The sequence below is a fragment of the Mesorhizobium sp. M0815 genome, from assembly GCF_040319995.1.
Taxonomy (GTDB): domain Bacteria; phylum Pseudomonadota; class Alphaproteobacteria; order Rhizobiales; family Rhizobiaceae; genus Mesorhizobium.
The window spans coordinates 342,209-360,764 of sequence record NZ_JAMYOU010000001.1 but is presented as its reverse complement, the minus strand read 5'-3'; the positions used below and the strand labels follow the sequence as shown (position 1 = coordinate 360,764).

Below are 18,556 nucleotides of genomic sequence, written 5' to 3'. Positions count from 1 at the left end.
TTTCTTTCTTCTGTCTTCCAGGATCATGCCCGGGCAGCGGCGATGGTCGCCGCCACCAGTACCTCGTCGGTCACGGTGTTGCGGTATTCGCGGTCGAGGTCGGTGCCGCCCATACCGACTTTCGGGTTGCGATAGCGCATGGCGCTCGGCACGTCCTTGAGCGCGGCGAAGTGCATTTCGCTCACCCCGGTTTTCCTCCGCACCTCGGCAATGTTCTGCGGGTCAAGCCCGCCGCAGCCGAGGATGATGATGCGGTCGCCAGCCTGCCTGACCAGATCGGCGAGCAGGTCCGCGCCCTCCAGCGCCGTGTCGCGCTGGCCGCTGGTCAGCACACGGCCGACCTTGCAGCGGATCAGCGATTCCAGTGCCTCGGTCGGGTCGCGGGTCATGTCGAAGGCGCGGTGGCAGGTGACGTTCAAGCTCCCCGCTGCCTGCGCCAGTTCGCTCATGCGCTGCTCATCGATCGTGCCGTCGGCAGCGAGGCAGCCGATAACGACACCGGCGACGCCAAGCTCGGCAAGCGCTCGGACATCGGCGAGCATCGAACGATATTCGGCCTCGCTATAGAGAAAATCGCCGCCACGCGGCCGCACGATGACGTGGAACGGGATCGTCGCTAATTCAAGCGCCGTGCGCACGGTGCCGAAGCTCGGCGTGATGCCGCCCTCGACCAGGCTGGCACAGAGCTCGACACGGTCGGCACCGGCGGCTTGCGCGGCCAGCAGGCCGTCTATGCCTTCGACGCAGATCTCGATCAGCGGCAGGCGAGGGCGTTCGGTCTCGGTCATGGGCGATCCGTTGATGATTTCAGCTGGCCAGCGGTAGCATCGGGCACGGTGCCTTGAAAGCCGGAAGTGTGGGCTCAATGTGCTTGCGGGCGCGCCTGCCATTCCGCCGCTTGACACATTCATAACTTAAGCGTTATACGTAACTCATAGCTGATGGGTTATTGGTTCTCATGGAGAGCGCGTTGTTGAATAGCCCAGCCAAACCGCAAACAACGGGTCCCAAGTCATGACTGAAGCAACCACAATCGAAACCAAATCCATTGTCGTCGAGCGTCTGATCCCGCATGCGGCTGAAAAGATATGGCGCGCACTGACCGTGCCGCATCTGGTTGCCGAATGGCTGATGGAGAACGACTTTGCGCCTGAGCAAGGCCATCGCTTTACCTTTCGCGCGACGCCGGTGCCTGGCTGGTCCGGCGTGACGAACTGCGAGGTGCTGAAGATCGAGCCGCCACGCCTGCTCGCCTACAGCTGGGGCGACGGCACCGAATCCGACAGCGGTCTGAAGACCGTGGTGACATGGTCGTTGACGCCCGAAGGTAAAGCGACGCGGGTGCGCATGGAGCATTCCGGGTTCCGGTCCGAGGACGAGCGCGGCTACATCGGCATGGGAAGCGGTTGGCCGCGCATTCTCGAGCGGCTTGAGCGGGTGACTGCCTGGCAAAGCTGAATATCCCGGCGCTCGCCTTGCCGCAACGCGGCGGCCGGCGAACTGACAGAACCAAGAAATATCGAGACCCCGGATGTTCGTCGTCCGGGCTTGAGAAAACACGCCCGAAGGAGACCACTATGCAAGCACGATTGAAAAACCCGGTGATGCTCATTCCTGGCGCTCTGCAGGCGCTGCTCGCGCTGGACAAGTCGACGGAAACGGCCGATCTGTCCTATGTGACGCGCAAGCTCGTCCATTTGCGCGCCAGCCAGATCAACGGATGCAGTGTCTGTATCGATATGCATGCACGCGAATTGAAGAAGGCCGGTGAAAAGGATGAGCGCGTCTTCACCGTGTCGGCCTGGCGGGAAACACCTTACTTCACCGACGCCGAGCGCGCCGCGCTGGCGCTGACCGAGGCGGCGACCCGGTTAGCCGACCGGCCAGACCCGGTGCCGGATGCGGTCTGGGATGAAGCCGCCCGGCACTATGACGAAAAGGCGCTTGCCGCACTGGTCGTCCAGATTGCCCTGATCAATGCGTTCAACCGTCTCAACGCAACCACCAGACAGATGGTCGGCGCCTGGGGCTGAACGGGGCCGGGTTCTCGCAAAGCCACATCAGATCCGCAGCTTGTGAGAATTCGCGCGCACGAAGTCGATGAAGGCCCGCAGCTTCGGCGGTACCAGGCGGCGGCTGGGATAATAGAGGTGGAGCGGCTCGTAAGCGGGACAGAAAGGCTCCAGCACCTTGACCAGCGCGCCTGAGGCAAGAAGCGGCGCGGCGAGCCCCTCGACCGCGAAGGCGAGGCCAAGCCCTTGCGCGGCAGCAGTAATGCACAGCGGAAGCGTGTTCACGACCAGACATGCGTCCGGTGTGAAAGCGACTTCGCGTTCATCCACGGTGAACTCCCAGGGCGAGATCGCGCGGGTGCGGGTGAGGGCGAATGCGATGCAGCGATGGGCGGCGAGGTCGGCCGGCCGCTTCGGCGTGCCGTTGCGCGCCAGATAGTCCGGGCTGCCCACCACGACCATCTGCAGGGGCCCGCCCAGGCGCGCGCCGATCATATCTTTCTCGAGAAGCTCGCCGATGCGCAGGCCGGCATCGAACCCCTCGGCGGCGATGTCGACGAAGCTGTCGTCGAAGATCAGATTGAGCCGCACTTCTGGATAAGCATCCATGAACGGCCGCATCAATGGTTCGATCAGCAGCGGGGCGGCGATCCAGGGCAGGCTGAGGCGCAGTGTCCCGGCAGGACGATCGCGGGTCTCGCGCAGCGCCGCACCAGCCGCCCAGATGTCTTCGGCTGCCGGGCGCACATGGTCGAGGTACTGGGCGCCTGCCTCGGTCAAGCCGACGCTGCGGGTCGTGCGGTTGAGCAGCCGCACCCCCAGGCGCTCCTCGAGCCCCTTGACGGCCTCGCTCAACGAGGCCGGAGCGACGCCGAGCTCGGCGGCGGCGTGGGTGAAGCTTTTGGCCTCCGCAACTTTTACGAAGGCGACGATGCCGCTGAATTGGTCGAGACGCATTGTAAGGATTTTCCAAATAGCCCTGTCGAACTCTACTGGTTTTTCCGGCGAACAAAAGGCGTCATGTTGGGTCCGAAGAACGGACCTCGCTGTTGCGATGGCCGAACGGGCAAGGAGACAGGACCGATGACCAGGCTCGCTTTACTCGCCGCCGGCGCTCTGCTGGCGGTGTCTGCCGCCCCGGCGAATGCCGGGCCGCTGGAGGACAGCAACATCCAGCTCATCAAGGACTACTACGCAGCTTACGCGACCGGCAATCCTGAGGCCGTGCGGCCCTTCCTCGCGCCCGACATCGTGTGGCGCATTCCCGGTCATCATCCGCTCGCCGGCGACAAGCGCGGGCCGGACGAGGTGGTCGCCTTTTTCCGCGGCCTGGCCGATGGCAAGTTCAAGGCCGAGCCGATCTTCTTCCAGGCGCAGGGCGACCTCGTCGTCGATGTCCATCGCGGCTGGTCGAATGTCGGCTCAGGTCCCGAGATCGACCAGCTCTATGCGCTGATGTTCCGCATCAAGGGCGGCAAGATCGCCGAGGCACAGAATTTTTTGACCGACATGTATCAGTCGGACGCCTTTTACTGGGCGCATTACCCGCTGAAGCCATTGCCCGGCCGACTGGCTGGCGAGCGCTGAGACGGCGGTCTTTCTTGCAACGCGCCGCGCTTCTCACTCCAAGCCAAAGGAGACTTGCGATGCTTAAAACCCTGACACTTGCTGCAGCAACCGCCGTGGCGCTCGCCGCCTCCAATGCCTTCGCCGCACCGCGCATCGAGCGCGTCGCTTTCGCCTCGAACGGTGAGCAGATCGTCGGCGAGCTCTATCTGCCGGAGGATCTGGACGCGGCGAAACTTCGGCCCGCGCTGGTCGTGACCGGCGCCTGGATGACGGTAAAGGAACAGATGCCGGCCCGCTATGCCCGCGAGATGGCCGACCGCGGTTTCATCGCCTTGACCTTCGATTTTCGCGGCTGGGGCGAAAGCGGCGGCGTGCGCCGCCAGTACGAGGATCCTAACGCCAAGATCGCCGACATCGAAGCGGCGGTCGCCTATCTCGCGACCCGGCCCGAGACCGATCAGGACCGCATCGGCGGGCTCGGCATTTGCGCCAGCTCCGGCTACATGGTCACCGCTGCGGCCGAAAACGCCGCGATCAAGTCGGTCGCCCTCGTTGCGCCCTGGTTGCAGGATGCCGAAGTGGTCGAGCAGACCTATGGCGGCGGGGACGGTGTCGCCAGGCTCGAGGCCGCGAGCGATGCGGCCGAGGCGGAATATCGCCGCACCGGCAAACAGGCATTCCTGCCCGCTGCTAGCTTGACCGACGAGCGCGCGGTCATGTTCAAGGTGCCCTACTACACCGAACCCGATCGCGGCATGCTCCCGGCCTGGCGCAACGAGGCCGATCCCGCCTTCTGGCGCGGCTGGTTGAGGTTCGATGCAATCCAGGCTGCTCCGCGCCTGCACCAGCCTTTTCTGATGGTGCATAGCGAGGCGGCTGCCATTCCGCAGGGCGCGCACAAGTTCTACACGCGGCTGACCAGTTCCAGGCAGGAGCTGTGGCTAGACAATGTCACCCAGTTCGATTTCTACGATCGTGCCGCGCCGGTGAAGGCGGCGAGTGATGCCGTCGCCGCGCACTTCCGCGCGACGCTGGGCGGTGCAGGGGAGGCGGGACAATGAGCCTCGTCACTCGCCGGCATGTCCTGGCCTCGGCGGTTTCCGTTGCGATGATTTCCGCCGTCTCGGCGCCCGCCTCGAGCGCATCGGGAGATACGCTGACGGTCGAAGACAAGATCGCAATCGCCGAGGCAGTTGCCGGGATCGGCCTCTATGCCGATCTGCGTGAGTGGAACCGGGTCAGATCCTATCTCGCGGCCCGTGTCACGACCGACTATACCAGCCTCTTCGGCGGCGAGGTCACGACCAGCGGCCGCGACTCCCTGATCGCCCAATGGCAAGCGCTGCTGCCGGGCTTCGACGCCACCCAGCACCTCATCACCAACGTCATTGTCGAAGGCGCGGATAAGCATGCGGTTGCACGCAGCCATGTCCGCGCGACCCACTGGATCGGTTCCCGGTTCTGGACGGTCGGCGGCAGCTATCTACATCGGCTGGTGCGGACGTCGGAAGGTTGGCGCGTCAAGGCAATCTCCATCCGCCGCTTGTACGAAGAGGGAGATCGCGCCGTGCTGGCCGCCGCTGCCGACCGGGTGAAGGCGGAGGCCAAATGAGTGTTCGGATTTGCGCATGCCCGGTCGCGCGGCGAGGTTGCTCGGAGCAACGGCAACGTGAATATTGATCGAATGTCGGGGCGGGCTTGGCGCATGCGGCATTAGTGCCGCCAACCGCGGAGACAGGACATGACCCTTTCACTGCAGGAGGTTTCGGATCGCCTTGAGATCGAACAGCTGCTTGCCCGCTATTGCTACGCGGTGGACGATCGCGACTGGGAAGCCTATCGGAAAATATTCACGCCCGACGCCGCGCTTGACGACACTGTAACAGGTGGAATCAGGAGCGGTGTGGGTGAGCATGTTGCTTATATGAAAGGCGCCCTATCGAAGATATTGATCTCGCAGCACGCCATTTCGACAATCCTTCTTGATCTCCGAGGGGATGAGGCCAGCGCGCGCGTGCATTGTTCATGCCCGATGGTGGTCGACCTCGGCGAAGGCAAAAGGCAGGTCTTCTTCCAAGGGCTCTGGTATCGCGACCGCGTCGTACGCACGTCCGAGGGCTGGCGCATAAGTGAACTTGTCGAGGAGGGCTATTGGAATCACAATTTGCCGGAGGGGTTCACGTTCTGACGTCTGTTACGCGCTGTGCTGGATTCGCCACGGACGCTGTTTTCAGACGTGGCAGCTACTGGCGCAACACCGTGTTCTTGGTGCCTTCTTCGACCTGGTCGATAACCAGCAGCTTGACCGGTTCGGCGCCGACATTGGTCGCCTGATGCCATTGCCCGATCATCTCGATGATGAAATCACCTGTTTGATAGGTGTTGCTCTTGCCGGTCTCGACATTGGTGACCTGAAGCGTGCCGGCCTCGACATAGGCGTAACGCGGAAATGGATGCTTGTGGACCGGCAAGGTGGCGCCCGGCGCGATCTGATAGGCCGAGACCAGGACCTGCACGTTCTTCTGCGGCAGCGTGATCGGCTGGCCGGACGCAGTCTCGGTGCGAGAGGCAAGCGGGGTCACGACAACCGGCGTCCCGCTGGCGTCCAGCGCCTGGGCGTTGTTTGCAAACAGTGCAGCCGCGAGCAGCAGCGTCGGCGCCAAGATTATTCGCATGATTCCCCCCGAGCTGCGTCAGCATTGCGCAGCACGCATTGGCGCGCAAGCTTGTCTGTTGAGGAGCGCCTTATCCAGCTCTTCTAAACATGCCCGGCGTCATGCCATGCATGGCCCGGAACGTACGGGAGAGATGGCTCTGGTCGGCGAAACCTGCCGCGATAGCGGCGTCGGCGAGGCCAAATCCCTGTTCGATCAGCGCGCTCGCCCGGCGCAATCGCCGGTCGCGGATATAGGCCACCGGCGTCAGGCCGATCGCCTTGTTGAAGTCGCGGATGACCTGGAACCGGGTCACGCCACCCGCACCGGCAAGCCGCTTGAGGTCGAGCTGCGAGCCGAGCTCGCTTTCGACAAGGTCGCGATAGAGCGAAAACCTCCGCTGCGATCCGGAGCTTTCGACCTCCTCGGCCTGTCCGCTCGAGTCGCCATGCCGAACGATCAGCCGTCGCAGCGCCACGAGCAGGGACGTCTCGGCCGTCATTGTGTCTGGGGATGTCGAGCCCTGGTGTGCTGCCGTCAACGCTGCGGCGAGATTGTTGTCTTCGATAGTCGCGCGCGAAAACACCGGAGCGCCGTGCCAGCCGAGTTCGCGGGCAAGTGCGGTCATCAGCGGCACCGAGGGATAAAACGTCCGGTAGGCCCAGCCTTCGTCCGCCCCGCGTTCGCCGTCATGCCACTCCTCTGGATTGACGACGGCAATGGCGCCTGCCGGAGCAAGAACGCTTTGACGGCCGATGCGAATACGCTCGCAGCCGGAGGTAATCAGGGCGATCACATAGGTCGGGTGCGTGTGCAGGTCATAACGGTGCTGGGTGAAGCGCGCCTCGAACAGGCCAAGGTCGGGGAAGCACGGATGGCGCCAGTATTTCCCGGTCTCTGCCGCTTGGTTTGTCTTTGCCATGGTCAATCCGGTTCAAGACGCTTTTCGTCGGGCCTTCTATGGCTGGCAGGACCAAACCGCGCCGCCTTTGCCGGCGTGAAAGGAGGCATCATGTTGCACAATGACCCCATCGCCGCGCTGACACCAGAGGTCATAGGCTGGCGGCACCATATCCATGCCAATCCGGAGCTCGGATTCAATGAATACGAAACGGCGCGTTTCGTTGCAGAGAAACTGCGCTCCTTCGGCCTCGACGAGGTGCATGAAGGGATCGGCGGCACCGGGGTCGTCGGTGTCCTGCGCAGCGGTGGCGGCACACGCGCCATCGGCCTTCGCGCCGAGCTCGACGCGCTTCCGGTGCTGGAGAAAACCGGCTTGCTCTATGCTTCGAGGAGAGAGGGCGTGATGCATGCCTGCGGCCATGACGGCCACACCGCCATGCTGCTCGGCGCTGCCAAATTGCTCAGCGAGTCGCGCACCTTCGACGGCACCGTCACTTTCATCTTCCAGCCGGCCGAGGAAAACGAAGGCGGCAGCATGCGCATGATCGAGGACGGCCTGTTCAGGCGCTTTCCGGTCGAGGCGGTCTATGCGGTCCACAACTGGCCGGGCGTCAGGCTGGGGACGATCGCGGCCCGTGCTGGTGCGCAGATGGCGGCCGTCGACAATTTCGAGCTGACTTTCGAGGGTCTTGGCGCGCATGCCGCGATGCCGCAGCTCGGCGATGACCCGATCCTGGCAGCGGGCGCCTTCGTGCAAGCCGTCCAGCGCATCGTCAGCCGCACGGTCGACCCGCAGAGCGCGCTTGTCGTCAGCATCACGCAGATCCATGGCGGCAATGTCGGCAACATCGTGCCGGGCAAGGTCTGGCTGCAAGGCACCTGCCGCTTCTTCGAGCCCGGCCTTTCCAACCACTGCGAGACGCTGATTGGCGAGATCGCACAAGGCATCGCCGCCGCGCATTCGCTCAAGGCAAGGTTCGACTACCGGAAGGGCTATCCGCCACTGATCAACACCGCGGACGCGACGGCCCGCGCCGTCGAGGCGGCGGCATCCGTCGTCGGCCGGGAGAATGTCATGACCGAGTTCAGTCTCAGTCTCGGCTGCGAGGATTTCGCTTTCATGATCCGTGAGGCGAGCGGCTGCTATGCGTGGATCGGTGCCGGCGAGGTCGGCCCGGGCGAAGGCCTGCACGGCGACCGCTACGTCTTCAACGACGAGATCGTGCCGACGGTGATGCGCTACTACGTCAACCTCGTCGAGCAGACGCTTGCCGGCAAAGTATCTGAGCTGAAATGAAGACGTCGGTCTGGGGGCCGCAGGTATTTCCCAAGTCTCGGCAAGCTTTGCAGAGGAGATAATCGACTACGTCAGAGACCCGCTATCGCAGGGCAATAGCGGGCCTAGTCCTTCTACAGCAGTTTTTCCGGCGTGATCGGCAGCTCCCGGATCCGCTTGCCTGTAGCGTCGAAGACGGCATTGGCAACCGCTGCGGCAACGCCGGTGGCGCCGAGCTCGCCGATGCCCTTGCCGCCAATCGGGCTGGCATGCTCGTCCACCTCGTCGACGAAGTGGATAATGATGTCGCCGGGAATGTCGGCGTTGACCGGAATGGCAACCCCTGAAAGGTTCTTCGACAGGAACCGCCCGAGCACCGGTTCGTGCCTGCTCTGCTCCATCGCCGCCATGCCCCAGCCCCAGATGATGCCGCCCGTCATCTGGCTGCGTGCGGTGCGGGGATTGACGATGCGGCCGGCGCTGTAGCTGCCGACGGCGCGACGAAGCCTGAGCAGGCCGAGCCCCGGATCGACGCCGACCTCCATGAAAATCGCGCCGAAAGTGCGCATGGCGAGGCCTTTGCCATGCTGCGCCGGATCGAACGAGCCGGAGCCGATGATCTCGCCGATGTCGGTATGACTCATCACGTCGGCGATCGTCTGACCGCCGGCAGCGCCTTTGCGGCGAATATGGCCGTCTTGCATCTCGACCTCGTCGGGCGGCAGATTGGCAAGACGGGCAAGCTGCGAACGTGCATCTTCGGCGGCTGCAAGCACCGCCGCGCCCACCCCCATGGTCGACGATGAGCCATAGGTCGGACCCGCCTCCGGCAGCTGTGTATCGCCCATTTCCAACTCGATCCTCTCCATCGGCAGGCCCAGGACATCGGCTGCGATCTGCGGAAAGATGGTGAGTGTTCCGGTCCCTATATCCTGGGTGCCGGTGCGGATGAGCACCGTGCCGTCCCTGTGCAACCTGACCTCGGCTGCAGGCGTCGGGTTGCGGAAACAGCCCATGCTGCAGGTCGCCATGCCGTAGCCGATCAGCCAATCGCCATCGCGTTGCGGCTTGCGCGGGCGCTCGCGCCAGCCGAACAGGCGGGCGCCTTCCTCATAGGCCTCGCGCAGCTTCTTCGACGACCAGGGCTGGCCGGTGGCCGGATCCGTGTCCGCATGGTTGATCAGACGCAGGTCGAGCGGATCGATGCCGAGGCGGTGGGCGAGCTCGTCCATCGCGCTTTCGAGGGCCCAGGTGCCGGGACCCTCGACCGGCGCGCGCAGCGCCGTCGGCATGGCGACGTTCGCGCGCTCGACGCGCTGGCTGAGACGCATGGCCGGCGTGGCGTAGAGACCCTTCGAGGCTTCGGTGGCGAACTCGACGAAATCGTCGGTGACGGTGGTCAGGTTGACCACGTCCTGTTGCACGGCGGTCAGCTTGCCCGACTTGTCCGCCGCCAGCACGATCTTCTGTGCCATGCGCGGCTGATAGCCGAGACAGGAATAGGCATTGGCGCGGCTGAGCGCCAGCCTGACCGGGCGCTGCATGATGCGCGCCGCGGCGGCGGCCAGCACCTGATGCGGCCAGATCCAGCCCTTGCCGCCGAAGCCGCCGCCGGTATGGCGGGAAATCACGCGGACCTTCTCGGCCGGGACATTCATGCGGGCCGCAACCACCTGGCGGACACCGTAGACGTGCTGCGTGGCGTCGTGCAGCGTCAGCTCTCCGTCGTTCCACTCGGCGAGCGTCGCCGAGGGCTCCATGGCGTTGTGATGGCGCGACGGCTGCAGGTAGACGGCTTCGACCATGGCGGCTGCGTTGCTAAGCCCGCGGTCGACCTCGCCCTTCGTAAACGTCGGCTCCAGGAACAGAAAGCCGCTCTCCCTCGGCACGACCGCAGCCTTGTCGATTGCGGTCCATTCGGGTGGTGCCGGCAATTCCGGCTCGGCGAACTCGTAGCGCAACGAGACGCGGCGGGCGCCGGCTTCCGCCGCCTCCAGTGTCTCGCCCAGCACAATTGCAAGCGGCTGGCCCTCGTGACGTATCTCGTCGTTCTGCATGGGCATGAAGCTCTGCGCCGCCGGCGGACCTTCGGCGTGCTGCGTCTGCGTATCCGGCTCGGCCCTTGGCGATGCGAACCGGCCGAATTTGGGCATGTCCTCATGCGTGAGCACGCGCACGACGCCTTCCTCGGCGAGCGCGTCGTCGACCATGATCGACGTCACGCGGCCGGCGGGAACGGGCGCGGTCACCAGCACTGCATAGAGCAGGTCGGGGGCAAAATAGTCGGCCGCATAGCGGGCGCGGCCGGTAACCTTGACGCCGCCGTCAGGGCGGGCAACAGGCTGGCTGATCATCATGACGGCACCCTCGCTGCTCTTTCGATCGCCCGCAAAGCGGCGGTCTTGGCCAGTTCGATCTTGTAGGCGTTCTGCGACAAGGGACGCGCTTCGGCGAAGGATTGCTCGATAGCGGTGCTCAATGCCTCGCGATCGCCGATTTCGGCACCGGCGAGCTGGTCCTCGGCGGCGCTCAGCTGCCAGGGCCGCAGCGCGACGGACCCCAGCGCCACGGCAGCCCGACGGATGGTTTGGCCGTCCATCTCCAGCACTACGGCGGCGGAGACGATGGCATATTCGTAGGATTCGCGCTCGCGCACCTTGAGGTAAGCCGATCGCGGCGCCGGTGCCGGCAGCTCGATTGCCGTGATCAGTTCCCCTTGCTGCAACACATTGTCTGCCTCGGGCCGCGTGTCGGGAAGCAGGTGGAATTCGGCTGCCGGAATGCGCCGGCCGCCGCTGCGGTGCGCGGTGACGATGACTGCATCAAGTGCTGCCAGTGCCACCGCCGGGTCGGATGGCTGGGTGGCGATGCAATCCTCGGTCCAGCCGAATATCGCGTGATTGTCGTTGATGCCATGCAATGCCGAGCAACCGGAGCCGAGCCGACGTTTGTTGCACGGCAACTGCTCTTCGGCACGGAAATAGGCACAGCGCGTCTTCTGCAGCAGATTGCCGCCTATCGTTGCGAGGTTTCTCAGTTGCGGCGACGCCGCGTTGAGGATCGCCTGGCTCAACACCGGATAGTCGCGCATGACCAACTCGTGCTGCGCGACGTCGTTGAGATGCGTCAGCGCGCCGATCCTCAAGCCGCCGCCGGGCAGTGCCTCGATCTGATCCAGCCCGTCGAGGCGGGAGATATCGATGATCCGCGCCGGCCCGGCAATGCCAAGGCGCAGCCAGTTGAGCAATTCGGTGCCGCCGGCGAGAAAAGCGCTGTCCGGCGCCGCTCCGGCCGCGATCGTTTCGCCCAGGCTATCGGCGCGCGCATAGACGAATGGGGTCATTGGCTCGCCCTCCCAGCCGCTGCGCGCACCGCCTCGACGATTTGCGGATAGGCCGAGCAGCGGCACAGATTGCCGCTCATCCATTCGCGGATCTCGGCGTCGGAGCCGGTATGTCCCTCCTCGATCAGCGCCGCCGCCGACATCACCTGCCCGGGCGTGCAGAATCCGCACTGGAAACCATCATGATCGATGAACGCCTGCTGCACGGGATGAAGCGCATCGCCGTCCGCCAGGCCCTCGATCGTCGTGACCTCGCGTCCCTCGGCGGACACGGCCAGTATCATGCAGGCATTCACACGCCGTCCGTCGAGATGCACGGTGCAGGCGCCGCACTCGCCGAAATTGCATCCCTTTTTCGTTCCGGTCAGATGAAGCCGCTCGCGCAACAGGTCGAGCAGCGTGACGCGGGGATCGAGATCGGAAAGGCTGTGGTCCTCGCCGTTCACCCGCAACCGCAGTAGGTGCCGATCGTGGAAGTCCATTGGGGGTACCTCGAAGCACATGCCGTCCTAGTCGCAGGGACTCGTCCAGCAATCAGCCGCCCACCTGTCGAGGCGAAATAGGGCGGTCGATTTCGGGGGAAAGGCACTGCCGGTCACGGAAGGCGAAAAACGTTTGGGACCCCGCACGGGATGGGCTGAGAATGCCACGCCGCAAAAAGTGCACCGTCACCGTAGTTCAATACCGGCGCTCGCCTTCGTGGCCGCCTGTGTATCCTGCTGGCCACCTGTGCTGCATTCAAGTTAGCGAAACACGCAATCAACGAGCTAAAAGATAGATATGATGCCAGGGTTAACCGTTTCGTAGCCTAGGCGCGGCTCAGACTTGTTTTTGGGGATTGCGCCGGAGACAGTTCCGGTTGAACGGTAATCCACTTCTGTCTCCCTCTTTTTCTTGATCGTGCCTGACAAATCGGCACAAGGTGGCGTTATTCCTTTTCTGGCTACCACCTTTTTCTCGTGCGCAACGGCGGCGGTGGATCCGGCAATCACAATTGCCGCGCACACGATGGCCAATCTCATCGAATTTCCTCCCCAAGCGCCGGCCTAAGCCGCGGTAGATCTACCGACACTGGGGCCGAAGCTCAGGTCGGCATCTTGGCCGAAGCGCATTATCGCCGAGCCGATTGGCTCTGGCGCGTTATCAGCCTCTTTCAGGTAAAGCGTCTTCCTTCATTTGAGTGAAATCGAGCGATGGTTTCCCTTCGAACGCAGAATTACGGTGACAGTGCACTTTCGCTATGTTGGCCCGCTGCGGGCCTCAGCTGGATTAACCAGCTTCCTGGGCGGAGCATGGGCCTGCTCAATTGTGTTTTGACTATTTGGCTGCACGGGCGCGTAAAATATCCGGTTCGCCCAGTTGTGGGCGGACTAACTCAGGGAGGATAATGTTATGAAGATGAATCGACGTAATGCTCTCGCCCTTGGTGCCACCTCGTTGTCGACCCCGCTATTGGTTGCATTGCCGACTCCGGCAGCGGCCAAGACCTACGGTCCGACTGATGGCAAAGAGATTTTTCCCGGCGTTCGGCTCGTCGAACTGGGAACACGAGACTCCCATATCAAGGGGTACAAGAAAATCGCGATGGAAGACGTCGTGTATCAGCCAAAGGGATCTAGCCCGCTGGGGGATGTCATGGCCGACGACATGGTCTGCACGGTCACTGAAGGCGAGCTGCAGGTTACGGCCGGGGATATGCAGTTCACAGCCAAGGAAGGCGATGTATGGAGCTGCGGCAAGGGTAGCACGAAGGAGGCTGCTACGAACAACGGGACAGTGGTCGCCGTGATGCGGGTGATTAACCTCAAGGCTGAATAAAGCCAAGTTGGCGATCGTGGGCGAATCCGCGCCCGGGTGGAATCTTGCGGGTTAGCGATCTAACCGGCCAGCGCCGTTCCAGTGCCAACGCCGATGGCAGGGCCCATTAGAAGCTTCCCGGCCAGATCGATGGCCAAGACGCGGATGGCTCCCCAAACGTCTGCGTGGGGGGCCTTATCGCGCTGGCAAGATCGTCAAACGTCTTTTCCATTCCTGGAGTCTAGATCAACACCGGGAATCCCTGAATTCCCCTGTTTGTTGTCCGCTAATTCAGCATGTCAACGCAGCGGCTTCTTGCGCTTCGGCGGCCTGTACTTCTCGACCAGCCTGACCTTATCAATATCGCAAGCATCATTCGAACGAACACTTTTCGTCCACGAGGAGGGAAGGGAATGCGGTCGGTGGCGCTCTCAATACCTACACATAGCCGGCCGTCAGCAGTGGTGACGATGGCACAGTTCGCGGAGCCGGTTGCCGTTAAAAAAAAGTGTCGCGTTCGCGGAAGATATTTCGGATAACGCACCCACCTAGAAAGTACGGCAACTGCTTTCCTTGTGCCTCGCATAAGGCCTCAGCTGGGTTAACCAGCTCCCTGCGCGTCATTTGCCGATATAGGCGGCCAGCTCGTCAGGCGTCCCCATGGGAAAGGCCTGTTTCAGATGGTCGAGGAATGCGGAGACGCGGGCGCTCAGCAGCCGCCGAGAGGGATAGAGCGTCCACAGGGCGATGTCGGGTCGATCGAGATCCCCCCAATGTACCAGTGTTCCGTCCGCCAGATCATGGCTCACCAGCGACACAGGTAGGCGCGCCGCGCCGACGCCCGCTCGTACCGCATCCCGGACCATGATGAGTGACGACAGCGCAAGGACCGGCTCGATCGCGATTGTTGACCGGCCAGTGGGCGTCTTCACGTCCCAAGCCCCTCGATCGGCTGTCGAACGCATGACGGCCGGGGTCGCCAGACCGTCCGCCGGCCGGGCGAGGTGAGGACTTGCCACGACCACCAGTCGATCACGCAGAAAGGCTCGCCCAACGAGGCTCTCATCCGGATCCGGATTGACCCGGATCACCAGGTCAAATCCCTCTTCGATCATGTCGACGGCGCGGTCTTCGGTCGTGACCTCGAGCCTTACCTCCGGGTATTTCAGGGCGAAGCCGGCAGCGATCTTCCCCATCGCGGTCTGTGAGAACAGCACTGGGGCGCTGATCCGCAACCTGCCTCGCGGCCTTTCGCCGCCTGAGGCGATCGCGGCCGCTGTCTCTTCGAGCTCGGAAAGCAACCGGCCCGCGCGCTCGAAAAGCGCACGTCCTTCTTCCGTCAGCTTCAACGCGCGGGCGCCACGCTCGAACAGCCGTAGATCCAGACTGGCCTCCAACTCCGCCACGCGTCGGGACAAGGTTGCCTTCGGGCGCCCGGCAGCGCGGGCGGCCTTACCGAAGCCCCCGTGGCGGGCGACCAGATTGAAATCGGCAAGGGCAAGTAGATCCATATGTTCCACCAATGAGACGGCGTGTCCAAATATAACGCCTACCGACACAAATGTGGATCACTAATTTCTGAGCAGCCATCCGGCTCAACTCAGGAGTAACCCCATGACCATTCTCGTTACCGGCGCGACCGGCAATGTCGGCCGCAACGTAGTCGAACAGCTCGTGAAGCGTGGCGCCCATGTGCGCGCTTTGGTTCGCGATCCCTCCAAGGCCAATTTCCCCACTGGCGTAGATGTCGTGCAGGGCGACCTGCTCGATGTCGATTCCCTGCGCAAGGCGTTCTCCGGCGTCTCCACCCTTTTCCTGCTGAACGCGGTGGTGGCCGACGAATACACCCAGGCGCTGGTAGCGCTGGCCGTTGCCCGTGAGGCCGGCATCGAGCGGATCGTCTACCTGTCGGTGATCCACAGCGACATCTACGTCAATGTGCCGCATTTCGCGGGCAAGTTCGGCGTCGAGCGGATGATCGAACAGATGGAGCTCAACGCCACCATCCTGCGGCCCGCCTACTTCATGGACAACGACATCACGATCAAGGACGTGGTGATCGGCTACGGCATCTATCCGATGCCGATCGGAGCCAAGGGCATCGCCATGATCGACGCGCGGGACCTGGGCGAGATCGCCGCGATCGAACTCCTCCGCCGTGAGCAGGCCGCCGCGCCGCTCCCGCTCAATCGCATCAACCTGGTCGGCCCCGACACGCTGACTGGCACGGACGTCGCAGCGATCTGGACGGACGTCCTCGGTCGACATATCGCGTATCCCGGCGACGACACCGCCGGCTTCGAGCAGAACCTGCGGCAGTTCATGCCGAGCTGGATGGCGCTCGACATGCGCCTGATGGCCGAGCGCTTCCTCACGGACGGCATGGTCCCCGATGCCGGCGATGTCGATCGGCTGACCGCGCTGCTGGGCCGGCCGTTGCGCTCCTATCGCGACTATGCGGCCGCAATTGCCGTCTGAGCCCCATCACCGACGTTCTGTCCAGGAGACATATCATGATTTACTCGACCGCTACCGTTCCGGTGAATCCCCGAGGCGAGACCAAGCTGACCCGTGCGCAGATATGGCAGGGCCTGGAACTCAAGGCGCGCGACGCCCGCCTGTTCCTGCCCGCAGGCCTCTGCACCCGTTGCGACGTCGTGGAGGAGAGCGCGACCCACTTCGTGCGCGAAGCTATGATCGCCGGTACTGATCTGCGCGAGATCGTGACGCTTGAGCAGGAAGCAAGGTCACCTTCTTCCAGGCGACCGGTCCGCGCGAAGGCGCGGAAATCGCCTTCATAGCTAGTGGTCGGGTCATTCACATCAGTTGCGCCAACGGCAATTGCAACCAGCTGGTGAGCGAGCTGCTTTATAAGCACGGACGAAACGCAAAGCCAGTCCGTCAAAACGCGGGTGTAGATGACGTACTGCTTCACGGCTTTGTCCAGTTCAAGCGTTGTGCCTGACAAGGTGGTGGCCGAAGCATTGTCTAACGTCAACGTTCGTTGTGCTTGACAAGAACCGCAAGATTGAATGGAGGGGCACTGTTTGGTCTGACGGCGAGCCGAGTAGCGACGAGCCTCGCATGGGCCTGGTCCATCCCGCCAAAGTCGAAAGTAGGGTGTTCGTTGCGGGAACGGAAGGTCGACGCTGCGGAAGGGGGCATGGGGATCTTCGCGCGAGCGGGTTATCCGATCCCCCGCTCAGAAATTTCTACCAAACATTCCTGACGGTTACGGCCCGAGCATTGTACGGTTCTTACATCCTGTTGATGTCGGTCAGGGAGAGAGTACTGTCGTCTCTTCGGCGTGCCCCTCGGGGATGGTCGGATGAGTGTCGTTCAAAGTGTCAGTCCAATTCTACATCAGGCTATTGCTGCACTCCTGAACGGGGCGGCTCGCGGAGACATTGTCTCGATCAAGGCTGCAATAGAACGAGTCCGCGTGACTGCGCCTAATCTGCGGGCATCTGACGAAGAGCTAACTGAGGCTATCCTTGAGGTAGCTTCCGCCACTGGCCTGTTCGTGTGTTTCGACGGCCGGGAGTAGCTCTCAGCCACGCGCCTCACTAATCCGCCTAACGTTCCCCCCCAGCATTCCAGGAATTTTGCTCATTGTGGCCCCGCGAGAGGGGGCGCGCCGTCCTGCTTGATCTTCGTAATTAGCAGGAACAAATCCGCTCGCGGTGCAGTTCGGTCCTTTTAAGCATGCAGACCCGAACATGGCTGAAATCGATAAAGCCAAACAGAAGGTTATTGCCGAAGTTGTGCGGCGGTGGATCACTTCAGAGGTAATCCGCAATTACCTTCGCAACCTGCTAAATCTGCCTGTAGAAAGGGGAACTGCCGGCTGAGCAAAGGTATTTGCTGGAGGAACTTGATAGGGCCGACAAAGAGTGACGTATGGCCCCCCACTGGTTCAACCCTCCGGTCCCCGTCAAGACACAGCGTACCGGGATCATTCGCAACGTCAACAACGCCGAGACAGCCGGCGAGGAGCTGATGAAGTGGACCAAGCGTGGCCCTTGCTGGGACCTCGCGGTGCGCGTTTGCATGGCCGTGATATTCGACGAGATGGAACCCGAGGAGGCCCGCAAAGCATTCCTGGCTGCCGCGATGGAGGAGGGGACGTTAATTCCCCCAACGACAAATAGCTAAATTGTTTTGCGGTATAAGGTTCTATGTGTCTCTGACCAACACCGCCTTCCAGAAAGGAGCCCGCCGCCGGTGAGGGACAGGCGACGGACCCCCTCAGCGGCTGCATCCACGAAGACTCGACCGCTGCAAGTTCTAACCCCGCGAGGGCCTACATCGTTCCCTACAACCTGGGTTGGTCGGCAGGCTTGTGCCGCTCTAAGTTCCCCTTATGGCAACCCATTGGTTCTCCCCTCCGGTTCCTGTGACGACTGACCGTGCCGGTATGACCCGGAACGTGAACAACGTCGAGGCAGCCGGACAGGAGCTGATGAAGTGGACCAAGCGTGGCCCCAAATGGAACCAAGCGGTGCGCGTCTGCATCGCCTGCATTTCCGACGAGATGGAACCTGAGGAGGCACGAAAGGCATTCTTGGCTGCTGCCGAGGAGGAGGGGTGCTGCGCTCGTCTGATTAGGGCCGAATGTGCCAGTTACCCGAGCCCAGTTCCCAAACATTCCTGATCCCTAATGCAACCATTCCCTGATCTCCGAGTTGCGCGACAGGCGGGGAACCTCGGCCGACATGACAAAGCGCGACAAAGCTGGGCATAAGTCCCTTGCGGACGCCGTTCGGCAGTTGATCGGAACCGAAGACAATCGTCGTCATGTACAGAAGCTGTTTGGGCCAGTCGAAACAGAGCTAACCCCAACCCTAGCTTCATTACTTGAGGCGATTGGTAAGGCCAGAGACGACGAAACTCCCTAGCCGCTCTAAGTTCAGCCTCATGGCAACCCTCGGCATTGGCGCCGACTTGCTGGAGCTTTTCATGAAGGCCCGCGATGCAGGCTGAGCCGGACGAGGAAGATCAG

Annotated in this window: 21 protein-coding genes and 1 pseudogene; 13 read left to right on the top strand and 9 right to left on the bottom strand. The window is 62.7% G+C overall.

The genetic code is table 11. The annotated features are described in order from the left end of the window. Positions 1–23: 23 nt before the first annotated feature. Positions 24–788 (bottom strand): copper homeostasis protein CutC, encoded by a 765-nt coding sequence (locus NKI01_RS01730; RefSeq protein WP_023720023.1) that lies wholly within the window; start codon positions 786–788, stop codon positions 24–26. Between the two features lie 226 nt (positions 789–1,014). Between NKI01_RS01730 and NKI01_RS01725 the strand changes: the two genes are divergently transcribed. Beyond that, on the top strand, positions 1,015–1,458 hold the full coding sequence (locus tag NKI01_RS01725; protein ID WP_023720024.1) for an SRPBCC family protein: 444 nt from the start codon (positions 1,015–1,017) through the stop codon (positions 1,456–1,458). 119 nt (positions 1,459–1,577) lie between these two features. Beyond that, a complete protein-coding gene (locus NKI01_RS01720; RefSeq protein ID WP_023720025.1) occupies positions 1,578–2,033 on the top strand; it encodes a carboxymuconolactone decarboxylase family protein in 456 nt (151 codons plus the stop codon). Between the two features lie 27 nt (positions 2,034–2,060). On the opposite strand, the gene NKI01_RS01715 is transcribed toward NKI01_RS01720, so the two are convergent. Further along, positions 2,061–2,969 carry a LysR family transcriptional regulator gene (locus NKI01_RS01715; RefSeq protein ID WP_352908320.1) on the bottom strand — a complete coding sequence of 303 codons (909 nt, stop codon included), beginning with the start codon at positions 2,967–2,969 and terminating at the stop codon, positions 2,061–2,063. Positions 2,970–3,095: 126 nt separating this feature from the next. Between NKI01_RS01715 and NKI01_RS01710 the strand changes: the two genes are divergently transcribed. From NKI01_RS01710 to NKI01_RS01695, 4 genes are all read left to right on the top strand, one after another. Next, on the top strand, positions 3,096–3,599 hold the full coding sequence (locus NKI01_RS01710; RefSeq protein WP_352908321.1) for a nuclear transport factor 2 family protein: 504 nt from the start codon (positions 3,096–3,098) through the stop codon (positions 3,597–3,599). A gap of 59 nt (positions 3,600–3,658) precedes the next feature. After that, positions 3,659–4,642, top strand: a complete 984-nt coding sequence (locus NKI01_RS01705) for an alpha/beta hydrolase (protein WP_352908322.1) — start codon at positions 3,659–3,661, stop codon at positions 4,640–4,642. Beyond that, positions 4,639–5,193 (top strand): nuclear transport factor 2 family protein, encoded by a 555-nt coding sequence (locus NKI01_RS01700; RefSeq protein WP_352857574.1) that lies wholly within the window; start codon positions 4,639–4,641, stop codon positions 5,191–5,193. The genes NKI01_RS01705 and NKI01_RS01700 overlap by 4 nt, the downstream gene beginning before the upstream one ends. Positions 5,194–5,322: 129 nt before the next feature. Further along, positions 5,323–5,769 (top strand): nuclear transport factor 2 family protein, encoded by a 447-nt coding sequence (locus NKI01_RS01695; RefSeq protein WP_352857572.1) that lies wholly within the window; start codon positions 5,323–5,325, stop codon positions 5,767–5,769. Between the two features lie 55 nt (positions 5,770–5,824). Here NKI01_RS01695 and NKI01_RS01690 read toward each other — a convergent pair whose 3' ends face one another. Both NKI01_RS01690 and NKI01_RS01685 read right to left on the bottom strand, forming a co-directional pair. Further along, complete coding sequence (locus NKI01_RS01690; protein ID WP_352844268.1) at positions 5,825–6,256, bottom strand: cupin domain-containing protein; 432 nt, start codon at positions 6,254–6,256, stop codon at positions 5,825–5,827. Between the two features lie 70 nt (positions 6,257–6,326). Next, positions 6,327–7,157 (bottom strand): AraC family transcriptional regulator, encoded by an 831-nt coding sequence (locus tag NKI01_RS01685; RefSeq protein WP_352857570.1) that lies wholly within the window; start codon positions 7,155–7,157, stop codon positions 6,327–6,329. Between the two features lie 90 nt (positions 7,158–7,247). Here NKI01_RS01685 and NKI01_RS01680 point away from each other — a divergent pair, with 90 nt between their 5' ends. After that, the gene (locus NKI01_RS01680; protein ID WP_352495402.1) at positions 7,248–8,435 is read left to right on the top strand and encodes an amidohydrolase; all 1,188 of its coding nucleotides are present in this window, start codon (positions 7,248–7,250) and stop codon (positions 8,433–8,435) included. 113 nt (positions 8,436–8,548) lie between these two features. Here NKI01_RS01680 and NKI01_RS01675 read toward each other — a convergent pair whose 3' ends face one another. The 4 genes from NKI01_RS01675 to NKI01_RS01660 all read right to left on the bottom strand — a co-directional run bounded on the left by NKI01_RS01675 (position 8,549) and on the right by NKI01_RS01660 (position 12,779). Beyond that, positions 8,549–10,771, bottom strand: a complete 2,223-nt coding sequence (locus NKI01_RS01675) for a xanthine dehydrogenase family protein molybdopterin-binding subunit (protein ID WP_352495401.1) — start codon at positions 10,769–10,771, stop codon at positions 8,549–8,551. Continuing rightward, positions 10,768–11,757, bottom strand: a complete 990-nt coding sequence (locus NKI01_RS01670; protein ID WP_352961630.1) for an FAD binding domain-containing protein — start codon at positions 11,755–11,757, stop codon at positions 10,768–10,770. Before NKI01_RS01670 ends, NKI01_RS01675 begins: the two co-directional genes overlap by 4 nt. Beyond that, the gene (locus tag NKI01_RS01665) at positions 11,754–12,239 is read right to left on the bottom strand and encodes a (2Fe-2S)-binding protein (RefSeq protein WP_031194306.1); all 486 of its coding nucleotides are present in this window, start codon (positions 12,237–12,239) and stop codon (positions 11,754–11,756) included. Before NKI01_RS01665 ends, NKI01_RS01670 begins: the two co-directional genes overlap by 4 nt. A gap of 285 nt (positions 12,240–12,524) precedes the next feature. Continuing rightward, on the bottom strand, positions 12,525–12,779 hold the full coding sequence (locus tag NKI01_RS01660) for a hypothetical protein (RefSeq protein ID WP_352495399.1): 255 nt from the start codon (positions 12,777–12,779) through the stop codon (positions 12,525–12,527). A 370-nt stretch (positions 12,780–13,149) separates the two neighbouring features. Here NKI01_RS01660 and NKI01_RS01655 point away from each other — a divergent pair, with 370 nt between their 5' ends. After that, complete coding sequence (locus NKI01_RS01655; RefSeq protein WP_023720037.1) at positions 13,150–13,575, top strand: hypothetical protein; 426 nt, start codon at positions 13,150–13,152, stop codon at positions 13,573–13,575. Positions 13,576–14,174: 599 nt separating this feature from the next. Here the strand turns inward: NKI01_RS01655 and NKI01_RS01650 are convergent. Then, the gene (locus tag NKI01_RS01650; protein ID WP_352643186.1) at positions 14,175–15,065 is read right to left on the bottom strand and encodes a LysR family transcriptional regulator; all 891 of its coding nucleotides are present in this window, start codon (positions 15,063–15,065) and stop codon (positions 14,175–14,177) included. Positions 15,066–15,168: 103 nt separating this feature from the next. Here NKI01_RS01650 and NKI01_RS01645 point away from each other — a divergent pair, with 103 nt between their 5' ends. The 5 genes and pseudogenes from NKI01_RS01645 (at position 15,169) to NKI01_RS01625 (ending at position 18,208) form a co-directional block, all read left to right on the top strand. Then, on the top strand, positions 15,169–16,032 hold the full coding sequence (locus tag NKI01_RS01645) for an SDR family oxidoreductase (RefSeq protein ID WP_352643184.1): 864 nt from the start codon (positions 15,169–15,171) through the stop codon (positions 16,030–16,032). 35 nt (positions 16,033–16,067) lie between these two features. After that, positions 16,068–16,345: pseudogene (locus tag NKI01_RS01640) on the top strand (AtaL-like protein); the annotation flags it as partial. A gap of 928 nt (positions 16,346–17,273) precedes the next feature. Then, positions 17,274–17,405 carry a hypothetical protein gene (locus NKI01_RS01635; RefSeq protein WP_280940424.1) on the top strand — a complete coding sequence of 44 codons (132 nt, stop codon included), beginning with the start codon at positions 17,274–17,276 and terminating at the stop codon, positions 17,403–17,405. Between the two features lie 49 nt (positions 17,406–17,454). Further along, entirely contained in the window at positions 17,455–17,709 is a 255-nt protein-coding gene (locus NKI01_RS01630) for a DUF982 domain-containing protein (RefSeq protein WP_023720040.1), read from the top strand. A 208-nt stretch (positions 17,710–17,917) separates the two neighbouring features. Continuing rightward, positions 17,918–18,208: a DUF982 domain-containing protein gene (locus NKI01_RS01625; protein ID WP_023720041.1), complete on the top strand. Its 291-nt coding sequence runs from the start codon at positions 17,918–17,920 to the stop codon at positions 18,206–18,208. Positions 18,209–18,556 lie beyond the last annotated feature (348 nt).